Source organism: Aequorivita viscosa, assembly GCF_900106795.1.
GTDB classification, from domain to species: domain Bacteria; phylum Bacteroidota; class Bacteroidia; order Flavobacteriales; family Flavobacteriaceae; genus Aequorivita; species Aequorivita viscosa.
In genome coordinates this window covers 1-13840 of record NZ_FNNS01000002.1, presented here as the reverse complement: position 1 = coordinate 13840, position 13840 = coordinate 1, and the positions used below count along the sequence as shown (strand labels likewise).

Below are 13840 nucleotides of genomic sequence, written 5' to 3'. Positions count from 1 at the left end.
TTCACGTCATGACCAATTTCCTATTGCCCACCAGCTTCGTCTATTGTTTTCCACATTCAAATTCTTGACTTTTATACGAGGTCAATCAGTATCTCCCTACCCGAAAAAAGCTAAAAACACTTTTCTACCTGAAAAAAACACTAATTCAGTGGCTCTCCAAAGCATTGTTATTACTGGCATATATAAATTGTAACGCTTTTGTAACGCTAATTATTGATTAAATAATATTCATTTTATCAATCTTTATTACGTGAATTACAAGAATAGAAAAACCACTCGGCTATTATTGATCTTATTGATTGGGGCGATCCTGGTTTTTTGTGTTTTGCATATTTACAAGCTTCAATTACTTGAAATAGATCATGCCATTGAACAATTGAATGAAAATTAAAAAAAGATAAAACCTGTTAAAACAATATAATAATGAAAAAATTTACTTTAGTACTCGTAATGTTGCTAAGTGCTCTTTACGGCCATGCACAAATCGTGTTGCAACAAGATTTTGAGGGAGCAGGACCAGACATACCCACAAGCTGGTCAGAAACAGGGCTATCGACCGATGACTTTTGGTCTGTAGGAGACGCAGTTGCTGCCTCCTCCGATAATTTAAACATACCAACACATACCAACTTTGCCTATACAAATGATGATCGCTGTAATTGTGACAAGTCTGCTGACCGGCTCATTACCCCCTCTATGGATGTATCCGGATATAATTCTTTAGAAATGAACTTTGATTACTATTTTCGTGATGGTATGAATCCCTCATTCACCATTGAAGCTTCCACCGATGGGGGCGCCACTTGGACAGAGTTGACCTCTCTCAACAGAGATCAAACTTGGCACGATAATCAAAGCATAGATCTATCGGCCTATGCAGGCGAAAGTGACCTAAAAATATCTTTTCTGTTCAATGACGGAGGAATTTGGGCATATGCTGCTGGTATAGATAACATAGTAATTCAAGGAGTTGGTGCAATAACCCCAGATGCAAATAACATACTATACGTTAACAAAGCCGCTACTGGTAATGGCAGTGGAGATTCTTGGGCAAACGCCTTAACTGATGTTCAAGCTGCTATAGATGCAGCCACTGCAGGCGATAAAATATTTGTAAAAAAAGGGGAATACACTCTTACGGCTTCCATTTTTATGAAAGAAGGCGTAAAGATGTACGGTAGCTTTGCCGGTACCGAAACTTCTTTGGCAGCCCGTGATTTAAGTGGCTTCTCGAACAATGCCGCCAATGCCACCATCTTAAAAAGTAACGGAGGCCAACGGGTAATTTCCAATGTTTTTACTAGTGGAAGCCTAATGACTTCTGCTAGCGTACTCGATGGCTTTGTGCTTACAGAAGGATACGATCCATTTGATGGTGGCGGGATATATAACAGCCACGCCTCCCCAACCTTATCCCATCTAATTATTAGTGGAAATGAGGCTGGTCAAGATGGCGGTGGGATCTATAACACTAATTCTTCTTCCCCAGCTTTAACCAACTTGACCATACTCGGTAATACCGCAAGTAGAGATGGCGGCGGTATGGCTAATAATAATTCTTCGCCAGTATTAACCAACGTGACCATACACGGAAATTCAGTTCCAGTCTTCGGCGGCGGCGGTATGTATAATGCTAACTCTTCTTCCCCAACCTTGACCAACACCCTTTTACTGGGGAATACGGGGGGAATACAAGGTATTTATAATAATTCTAGTAGTACAACCATAACCTACAGCCTGGTGCAAGGTGTACCAGCAGATGCTACCAACCAAAACTTAGACGGCACCACCATCACCACTGCAGACGTATTTACAGATGTTGCCAACGGGGATTACACCCTAAACGATGGGGCCGTAGTTATTAACGCAGGAGACAATACTTCATACACCAACGCAGGCGGAGACCTTACAAACGACACCGATTTAGCGGGCAACCTAAGAGTATTCCAAAACACGATAGATATTGGGGCTTATGAGTATCAAACCTTAATAATAACCCCAGACGCCAACAATATTCTGTATGTCGATAAAAGTGTAAGCGGTAGCAATGGAAATGGTAACTCTTGGGCAAACGCGCTTCCAGAACTCGCCGATGCATTAGTTTGGGCAAAAGAGAATGAAACGGCATGGTCTGCTAGCATAGATTCTTTACAAATTTATGTAGCTGGGGGCACTTACAAACCATTGTACAGTCCAGCAGATAATAACTTCGGAAATGATGCAGGTCGTGACAATAGCTTTCTAATGGTAAACAACGTACAATTGTATGGTGGTTTTGCAGGAACAGAAAGTGCTTTGTCTGAAAGAGATTTAAGCCTAACCGCCAACAAAACCATTTTAAGTGGTGATGTCAATGACGATGATGTGGTAAGTGGTAGTGGTTCAACGCTCTCCATTACCAATAATACCGAAAACAACTACCACGTAGTTGTAAGTGCTGGCCCTGTTAGCGCTGCTAGCTTAAACGGGCTTACCATTACAGGAGGTAACGCTGATGATTTTGATATCCTAACTGTAAATACCATAACGATTGTTCATTCCCATGGAGGCGGGATGTATAATTATAATTCTAATCCAACTTTGACCAATGTGACCATCAGCGGGAATAACGCTGAAGATAATGGCGGTGGGATCCATAATCGTAACTCTTCTCCAAACATTACTAACAGTATATTTAGAGAGAATGTTTCAGGATCATTTGGTGCAGGGATGGGTAATGATGAATCTTCTCCAAACATTACAAACACTTCCATTATTGGGAATAAAGCTGGTCCTTACGCTGGTGGTATTTATAATATCTCCTCATCTCCAGTATTGATTAATACGACTGTTAGTGGAAATTATGCATTTGCTCGTGATGGGATTTTTAACACTAATTTAAGTCCAATCGGTTCTAACCCAAAAATATACAACAGTATTGTTTGGGGGAGTATCTATAATGCTGGTAGTTCTACAACAGAAATTAAAAACAGTATTATAAAAGGCAGTAGTGATGTTACAAATGGCAATATAAATGCCACCAATTTAACAGACACAGCCATTTTTAATGACCCGCCAAATGCCGATTATAGTTTAAACGCTTTTGGGCCAGCATTAAATGCAGGAGACAATACTTTGTATATAGATGCTGGAGGTAATTTATCCACAGACAAAGATTTGGCGGGCAATGCACGTTTATTTGCAGGTATTCCGAATCCAGATGTCATCGATTTAGGTGCTTATGAATACCAAGGCGAGCCTCTAACTATCACTCCTACTGCAGGTATTTTGTATGTAAATAAAACCGCAACAGGTAACGGTAGCGGAAATTCTTGGGAAAACGCCATCCCAGAGTTGGCCGATGCTTTGGTATGGGCAAAAGAGAATGAAACGGAATGGTCTGCTAGCATAGATTCTTTACAAATTTATGTAGCTGGGGGCACTTACAAACCATTATATAGCCCGGCAGATAATAACTTCGGAAACGATGCAGGCCGAGATAACACCTTTTTAATGGTAAACAACGTACAATTGTATGGTAGTTTTGCAGGAACAGAAATTGATTTGTCTGAAAGAGATTTAAGCTTAACCGCTAATGAAACTACCTTAAGTGGCGATTTTGATGAAGATGATGTTATTTCCGGTAGTGGTGAAACCTTGAGTATTACTAATATTTCAGAAAATGCTTATCACGTAGTGGTAAGCTCTGGGGAGGTTAGTACCGCTCGTTTAGACGGTTTTATAATTTCTGGAGGTAATGCCAATTCTTCTATAGATATGATCATAAATACTAATTCTTTAAGTAGGAAGTATGGTGGTGGTATGAGCAACAGGTCTTCTTCCCCAAGTGTGAACAATGTGAGTATGAGCGGAAATACAGCAACTTATGGTGGTGGGGTGTCTAATTATAATTCTAACTCAACCTATACCAACGTGATCCTTAGTGGGAATTTTGGAAATAGTGACGCGGACAGCAGCGGTGGCGGAATGTTCAATACTATTTCCTCTCCAAGTTTAGATAGCGTGACCTTTAACGGGAATATCTCAAATTATGGCGGAGGAATGTTTAATAGTGGTTCTTTCCCAAACCTAACAAACGTGACCTTAAGCGATAATTTTGCAGATAACAATGGCGGTGGCATATCTAATAGTTATTCTTCCCCAATCTTGAGCAACGTGACGCTAAGTGGAAATTCGGCAGCTAATGGCGGCGGAATGTATAATATTTCTTCTTCCCCGACTATGACCAACGTGACCTTGAGCGATAATTTGTCAAGTGCCGATGGTGGCGGGATATACAATTATAGTTCTTCCCCAATCTTGAGTAACGTTACCATAAGCGGCAATTCTGCAGATAGTAATGGCGGCGGCATGTATAACGATGGTACTTCCTCCCCAAATATGACCAACGTGACCTTGAGCGGGAATTCGGCCAACACTGATGGTGGCGGGATTTATAATGAATATAATTCTTCCCCCAGCTTAACCAATACCATTTTATGGGGCAACACGGCTGATAATTCTGGGAACGGAATTGTCAATGGTTATCAAAGCACTCCAACCATTACTTACAGCTTGATACAAGGTATAGACAATACCTCTAATAACGGCTTAGACGGTACAGACAACAGCAATGCTCCAAGATTTGTAGATGCGGATAATAGTGATTATACCTTACAAATCACAAGTCCAGCCATAAACGCAGGGAGCAACACCGCTTATACCGATACTGGTGGAGATTTGGATAGCGATGTAGATGTAGCTGGTAATACGCGTCTTTACGATGGTACACCTGCTACCGATATTATTGATATGGGTGCTTATGAATTTCAGGGTGATCCTATTACACCAGACGCAAATAACATTCTCTATGTAAATAAAACCGCTACTGGTAATAGCAGTGGAGATTCTTGGACTAATGCCATCCCAGAACTTGCCGATGCTTTATTTTGGGCAAATAATAACAAAGCAGAATTTGAAACCACACCATTACAAATTTGGGTAGCAGGCGGTACCTATAAACCAATGTACAGTCCAGAAGATGGTAACTTCGGAAATGATGCAGATCGTGACAATAGCTTTTTAATGGTAAACAACGTACAATTGTATGGCGGTTTTGCTGGCACAGAAACTGCTTTGTCTGATAGAGATTTAAGCTTAACCGCTAATGAAACCATTTTAAGTGGTGATGTTAATGGCGATGATATCTTAATTAGCAACAGTTCAACATTCTACATTACAAATAATACTGAAAACAACTTCCACGTAGTAATGACTGTCAACTCGGTAGATTCTGTTAGCTTGAACGGTTTTACCATTACCGGAGGAAATGCGGATGGAACCAGTACCATTACCGTAAATAATTATGGCTTATATAATAATACAGGGGGAGGGATTTTTAATCACAATGCTACTCCATTATTAATAAATTCAGTAGTCACAGGAAACACAGCTGATGGTGGTGGAGGTATATATAATGCTAATGCTAACACCATATTAACAAATGTAAGTTTTAGTAAAAACATCGCTAATTTTGGTGGTGGAATGTTTAATAATAATTCTAATACAGCTTTAACCAATGTGATTTTTGATGAAAACAAAGCAATAAATGAAAATTCTTGCGCAGATTATAATAGTGAATATTCTTGTAACAACTATGGTAATAATTGTGTATGGAACTTTATTACAGATATTTGTGAAAGAGAAGAAGAGATTGGTGGTAAAGGAGGTGGTTTATACAATACAGATTCTTCGCCTGTATTAACCAATGTAACTTTCAGTATAAATCAGGCAGATGTCAGTGGTGGTGGAGTTTATAGTGAAAACTCTTCTCCCGGATTTTACAATAATCTTATTTTAGGAAATATTGCAGATACAAGCGGTTCAGGTATATATAATGAAAATTCTACTCCTGTAATAGAGTACAGTTTAATTCAAAATTTAACCGATACCTCTGATGGCAATATCGATGCCACGGGTATATTAGCTACAGATGTTTTTACAGATACTGCCAATAATGACTTCACATTAAAAACAGGAAGTATAGTGGTAAATGCAGGAAACAATACAGCTTACACCAACGCTGATGGCGATTTGAGCAACGATATAGATTTGGCAGGCAACCCAAGAGTATTTCAAAACACCATTGATTTAGGAGCTTACGAATCTCAAGTAGTTACGATCACTCCCGATGTAAACAACATTATTTATGTGGATAAAAGCAATACAGCTGGCGACGGAAGTGGTGCATCATGGGCTAGCGCGCTTCCAGAACTAGCTGATGCTTTAATATGGGCAAAAGAGAATGAAACCTCATGGTCTACCAGCATAGATTCTTTACAGATTTATGTGGCCAAAGGAACTTACAAACCTTTGTACAGTCCAGCGGATGACAACTTCGGAAATGATGCAGGCCGAAACAACAGCTTTTTAATGGTAAACAACGTTCAAATTTACGGTGGTTTTGATCCTGCAAATAATATAGTCGATTTATCTGATGCCCGAATTCTCCCAACTGAAGAGGGAATTGTGTCAGGCTCAATATTGAGTGGAGAAATTGGAACCCCGAACGACCTTACTGATAACACCTATCAAGTGTTTATAAGCAGTGGCTCCGTAGGCACAGCTATTCTAGACGGGTTTAGCATCACGAGAGGATATGCCAATGTTTATACCGATTTTTTAATAAATGGAAATCAGGTGTTTCAATGTTCTGGAGCTGGGGTTTACAACTCTGTTTCTTCACCCGAATATAAACATATACTCTTATTTGATAATACGTGTACTGAATCTGGTGGCGGAATGTTTAGCTATCAATCTTCGCCATCACTTCAACTGGTTAGTATTAAAAATAATCAGGCCAAAGACGGGGGCGGAATGGCAAATCAATTTAATTCCTTCCCTACTCTTTTAAATGTCTCTATCCAAAGTAATACGGCAAGTGAAAATGGTAGCGGAATGTATAATGTGGATCAATCATCTGCTACCCTTACCAATGTTTCTATTGTGGGTAATTCCGCTACCGTGAATAGTGAGGAAGTCTCGGGTTGTGTGTCTGATAATTCAGAAGTAATTCTAAATAACAGCATAATATGGGATGCTATTTCTGGAGACTATATCGCTCAAAATTCACTAATTAAAGACAGTAATGATACAAGTAATGGTAATTTGGATGCCACTGGTCTAGTAGACTCGGATGTTTTTACCGACCCTGATAATGGCGATTACAGTCTAAAATTTATTAGTCCAGCCGTTAATGTGGGAGACAATAGCCTTTATACTAGTGCCGATGGCGATTTAGTCAATGATTTAGATTTAGCAGGCAACCCACGTTTGTTTGGAACTACCATAGATATGGGAGCTTTCGAATTTCAGGGAGAATCAGGTTATATTTGGAACGACAATACATGGACTCCAGCCAATCCGCAAGGAAACGCCACTGCACAAGATGATATTTTTGTAATGAACGGAACTACCAACTTTACCCAAGCCTTGGAAGTAAACAGCATTACAGTGATGACTGGTGCTACTTTAAATGTGGAAGACGTATTGACAATACATGGTGATATTACCAACAACGGGAATTTAATATTTAAAAGTACTGCTACTAAAAACGGGGAGTTGGCACAAGTGTCAGCAACTTCAACCATTTCGGGAGTTATTACTGTGGAACGCTATATGAAAAACAAGCGTTCTTATAGAATGGTAAGCAGCGCAGTTACTACCACTTCTTCTATCCACGATAACTGGCAAGAAGGAGCTACAAGCAATACTGACAATCCAAATACTGGATTCGGAACACATATTACAGGAAGCACCACAGACCAAATGAACGGTTTTGATGGAACTATTACAGGAAACTCGTCTATGTTTACTGTAAATGTAGGAACACAACAGTTTGAAGCAATTGCAAACACCGATATGAATACGCTAACAGCTGGTAGCCCATACCTGCTTTTCGTTCGTGGGGATAGAGGTGTTGATCTGGGAGATAACCTAGCTTCTAGTGAAACTGTGCTCCGCGCTGCGGGTTCGCTAGTCACAGGAATCAACATTCAAAGCTTTGGCACTGTGATTCCTGGAGACTTTGCAATGTTCGGAAACCCTTACCAGAGCGCTGTAGATATAAACAGTGTATTCGCGAATGCTACGAACGTGAACCCTAATATGTTTTATGTATACGATCCAAGTCTTGGAGACCACGGGTCGTACGTAACGGTGAGCCTTCCCGCTGGAACTAACACAGCTAATTCTGATGTTAATCAATATTTGCAACCCGGACAGGGCGCACAGTTTGCTACTGTGGGTTATGGATGGTCTTCAGTTGAATTTAATGAGGCTGATAAAGTTCCAGGGAATTTCACAGCTACAAGCCGTCCAATGGCAGCTAACGATATGTTAACTGTACAGCTGTTCACTACTGAAAACTTCAACAACGGAGGCCCAGTCCACGATAGCTTCGGAATTGTATTTGCTGAAGAAAATGACAACGGGATAACACCAGCAGATGCCATAAAACCAATGAATTTCTACGAGAATTTAGGTGTAAACAACAACGGAACATACCTGAGCATCGAACAAAGAGCATTACCGCAAGCTGCTGAAGTGTATCCAATGTACACAACAGGTTATACGAAATCTGATTACACTTTAAAGGTGGTAGTAGACGGTTTGGAAGCTAATTCCCTATACTTAAATGATCATTTTACTGGCATAAGCATCTTATTGGAAGCTGGAGAGAATGCTTACAGCTTTAGGGTTGACGCTAACGATGCATTGAGCATTGCAACCGACCGTTTCTCAATTAGAACAGAACAACGTTTAGGAGTTGACGACAATAGTTTATTGACTGGTATCAGATTGTTCCCTAACCCGTTGAATGGAGATACCTTCTACATCCATGCACCAAAACTAAGCGGGGAGCAAGCAACAGTTAGCGTTAGCGACCTTGCAGGAAGAACAATTTCCGAGCATAGTTTAAACTGTCAAGCAAACACAGTTACAGTACCAATGGCTGAAAACATTGCTTCTGGGGTGTATCTGGTAACGTTAAAACACGGAGGAGTGTCCAGTACGTTTAGATTATTAAAAGAATAAAACCGAAGCCTAAAAATGCTTCAAAAAACGAAAACATTAGTTTAGGTTAATGTTAGTTAGTCAGTTAGTTAAGATGAAAAAGAACCTGTAATGGGTTCTTTTCTAATTTAATAAGAATTGAAATTAGATGTATTGAATACTGAATATTTGTCTATTAGTTCTATCTGTATATAAATCAGACTGGTAAAGTAGGTACGTTCTAAAAACAGACTTTTTATTTACTCTTAATGCTTCGATAAACTAGTTTTATTTTCAAAGCACCTCACTACTATTAAGCATTAGTTCTAGACGGGATTAGGTATGTCACTTTTAATGTGTTAAATGATTCATTAATCGCTAAAGAGTTATAGTGCGCTACTTATTTTAAGTTAATTGTGATAATTACTCGTTCAAAAGCACCCTTTTATAACTTATGTTTCCTATAGATTAAAATTCATTTAAATTAATTTTTAAGGCAAAACATTGCGATTTTTATGATTTTTATAAAAAAAATTTGATTAAAAAGAAACTACAAGTTATTTTTGTGAAGTCTTTAAGATAGTTTTATAGTGATATCCGATATGCTAAATGTTATAAAAATGTCTGTAAGGTGCTCTTGGATTTTTAAAAGTTTTAAAATCCCGATAGCGATAAAAAATAATTGTATTAACCAAAATGAAAGGATTATGAGAAAAACTTTATTTTTAATGCTGTTTACAGCAACCATAGGCTGGCAGGCGACAGCCCAATGTAATTATTCGATCAAGCTGATAGACTCTTGGGGTGACGGCTGGAATGGCAATACGCTTGATGTTCTTGTAAATGGAGTAGTGGTGCTTGACAATATTACTTTATATGATCCTCCTGGGGATGAAGTATCATTTTCTTTGGCAGTAAATGATGGCGACGAGATTACAGCTATTTACAATGAAACAGGATCTTACGCATATGAAAACTCCTTTGAGGTTTACGATGCAAATAACCTACTTGTTGGCAGTGGGGATGATTTAAATGATATAACTGTACCTATTGTTGTAACGTGCCCAACTTGTTTTGCTCCTTCCGGGCTTACGGTGGCTAGCTTATCGTCAACTACTGCAACTATTTCTTGGTCAACTGGTCCCTATCCTTCTTGGAATATCTCTTGGGGGCTCCCTGGGTATACACCAGGCGATGGTGATGTAGGTACCGGTACTTCTGCAACCACATCCTATCAAATTTTAGGATTAACAGAGGATTCAAATTATGACGTCTACGTACAAACAGATTGTAGTGATGAACAAAGTGCTTGGGCTGGGCCTTTAAATGTTTTTACAGGATATTGCACTTCTGTGCCTGATAGTAATGATCGAAATGGGATTACAAATGTGCAAGTGGGAAGCCTTAACTATACAGGGAGTGATGTTACTTATCTTGATTTTAGAAATGATGGAACTGCTGATTTAGCAGCAGGAACTTCAAGTAACCTTCAAGTTACTTTTGATACTGGTTATACGTACAACACCCATGTGTGGATAGATTTAAATAACAATTTGGTTTTTGAAGCATCTGAATTGGTCTTTTCTGGAGAGTCTACAGATGTAAGACCAACAACATTGAATGCTTCATTTACGATGCCAGCTGATGCGCCGCTAGGGGTACACCGAATGCGAATTGGAACGGCCGACATGGGTCAATCTACACCAAATCCTTGTTATAACGGAAGTTACGGGGTTACGGTAGATCTTAATATTAATGTAACGGCTGCACCTGCTTGCCTAGTACCAACAGCTTTAGCAGTGGCTAGCGTAACAGATAATGCTGCCGATGTTACTTGGACTGCAGGCGATTCAGAAACTGATTGGAATATTTCTTGGGGAGTTTTTGGGTACACACCAGGCACTAATGATCTTGGAACTGCAGTTGTTACTACAACTCCCGCATACCAAATCACTGGTTTGGATGACAATACACAGTATCAATTCTACGTACAAGCAGATTGCGGTGCTGAACAGAGTGATTGGGCTAGCCCCGTTAGTTTTACCACTGCGTGTACTCCTTTTGGCTCTTTTTCTGAGAATTTTGATACCACAAATGTAGATGAAGTACCTGCCTGCTGGAGTACGTTAAAAGAGAATTCAAACAATAGTTTTGCTAGTATAGCTGTTGATTTAAATCCAAATGCTATATCAAGCCCAAATGATTTTCAATTTTACAATTCAGGTGATGAAAATGCAGAATTTTATTTGGTTTCGCCCGAATTAACTAATTTATCAAATGCAGATCATCAATTACGGTTTTCGTATAAGGGTACTGGCGGAGTATCATTGATCATCGGTACTATGAGTGATCCTTCCAATGCTTTAACTTTTTCAGAAGTTCAAGCAGTAACTACAACAACAACATACGATGAGTACATTGTTTTGTTTGACCAAAGTTATACCGATCCTTACATTGTTTTTAAGGTTGTTTATTCTCAAATTTTTAAAACTGTAAATTTAGACGACGTAAGTTGGGAATTAATACCAAGTTGCCCAAAACCTACTTCTTTGACTGCGACAAGTATAACCACAACTACCGCTGATTTTTCCTGGACCACTGGGAGTTCAGAAACGGCTTGGAATATTTCTTGGGGAACACCAGGTTACTCGCCCAGTATTGATGATATTGGCACACATACAGCAACAACAACATCTTACCAAATTACGGGCTTAGATGCGAGTACTGAATATGAGTTTTACGTACAAGCAAGCTGTGATATTGCTGACGTGAGTGATTGGGTTGGCCCATTAGCCTTTACTACACAATCAGTAAATGATAACCTCTGTGACGCACTTCCTTTAACAATAGGAGCAACCTCTGCTGGAGATGCCTATACCAATGTTGGTGCAACTGTGCAACCCAATGAACCTAACGGAACGTGCTGGAGCGGTACAAGTAATCCACAAACAGTATGGTTCAGTTTTGTAGCCCCATCTAGTGGAAATGTAACCGCAACTACTGATATTGCAGGAGGCACACTTAACGATACACATATTGCTATTTACGAAGCCCCTGCTGATTGTGCCGACCTTTTAACTCTTGGAATGGAAGTAGGATGCGATGAAGATGGTGGAGAAATTGTGGGTAATGGTTGGACTTCTGTCGCTACAATGACCGGCTTAACCCCTGGCAACACCTACTATATCCAAGTTGATGGTTATGGTTCTAAATCAGGAACTTTTGGGCTTGAAGTCCACGATGATGGCTATGATGGCTTTGTATATGAAGCTGGTGTTTGGACTCCAAGCGACCCGAGTGTAGATGCAGGCCCAACAGATGATATTTTCGTTGTTGATGGTGTAACTAACTTTACTTCTGCTATGGAAGTAAATAACATTACTGTAATGAGCGGTGCAACCTTAAATGTCGAAGCCGTGTTAACAATTAATGGTGATATCACCAACGACGGTAATCTTGTATTTGTAAGTACAGCTACTGGAAACGGAGAACTTGCCGCAGTACCGGGAACCTCTTCTATTACAGGAAATGTTACAGTAGAACGTTATATGAAAGCAAAACGCTCCTACAGAATGGTGAGCAGTGCGGTTACTACTTCAACTTCTGTCCACGACAACTGGCAAGAAGGGGCTACGAGCAATACCAATAATCCTAATCCAGGTTTTGGTACGCACATTACAGGAAGTACTACAGACCAAATGAATGGTTTTGATGGTACTATTACCGGAAACCCTTCTATGTTTACTGTGAATGTGGGTACGCAAATGTTTGAAGCAGTTACCAATACCGATGTAAACACATTGACTGCTGGTGAACCGTACTTATTGTTTGTACGTGGCGATAGAAGTGTTGATTTAACCAACGACCTTGCCGCTGGTGAAACTGTGCTTCGTGCTACTGGTTCATTGGTTACAGGAACTCAAACTCAAAACTATGCCACTTCAAATGCAGGAGATGTTTTAATGTTCGGTAACCCTTACCAAAGTGCAGTAGATGTTAATGCAGTTTTCGCAGCTTCCACCAACCTGAATACTGGATATTATTATGTTTATGATTCAGAGCTTGGAGCCCACGGAGCCTATGTTACCGTAAACCTTCCTGGTGGATCCAACACTTCTGGGTCAGACGCAAATCAATTCCTGCAGCCCGGTCAGGGTGCACAAGCGGCTGCCTTAGCTGCGGGTGCAACTTCGGTTGTGTTTAATGAGGCTAGCAAGGCACCGGGCAATTTCACGCCAACAAACCGTCCAGTGTCAGCTAATGATATGTTGACAGTTCAGCTATTCACTACTGAAAACTTCAACAATGGAGGCCCCGTACACGATAGCTTCGGAATTATATTTGCTGAAGGAAATGACAACGGATTAACCCCTGCCGATGCAGTGAAGCCTATGAACTTCTACGAAAATCTAGGAAGGGACCTAAACGGAACCTACTTAAGCATCGAGCAAAGGGCGTTGCCACAAGCTGCTGAGGTGTACCCAATGTACTCAATAGGTTATACTAAATCTGATTACACTTTGAAGGTTATTGTTGAAGGTTTGGAAGCTAATTTCTTGTACTTAGATGATCACTTCACTGGTACAAGTATGTTGTTAGAAGCTGGAGAAAACTCGTACAGCTTTAGGGTTGACCCTAACGATGCGTTGAGCATTGCAACCGACCGTTTCTCAATTAGAACAGCGCAACGTTTAGGAGTTGATGACAACAGTTTATTGGTTGGCATCAGATTGTTCCCGAACCCATTGAATGGAGATACATTCTACATCAATGCACCAAAACTAAACGGGGAGCAATTATCTGTTAG

2 protein-coding genes are annotated in these 13840 nt (G+C 40.0%); both read left to right on the top strand.

Going from position 1 to position 13840, the window contains the following annotated elements; translation table 11 throughout:
- Positions 1 to 423 precede the first annotated feature (423 nt).
- A complete protein-coding gene (locus BLW28_RS01055) occupies positions 424 to 9075 on the top strand; it encodes a T9SS type A sorting domain-containing protein (RefSeq protein WP_143036814.1) in 8652 nt (2883 codons plus the stop codon).
- Positions 9076 to 9740: 665 nt separating this feature from the next.
- The coding region (locus BLW28_RS01050; RefSeq protein WP_177165868.1) for a fibronectin type III domain-containing protein at positions 9741 to 13840 on the top strand (4100 nt) is incomplete at its 3' end.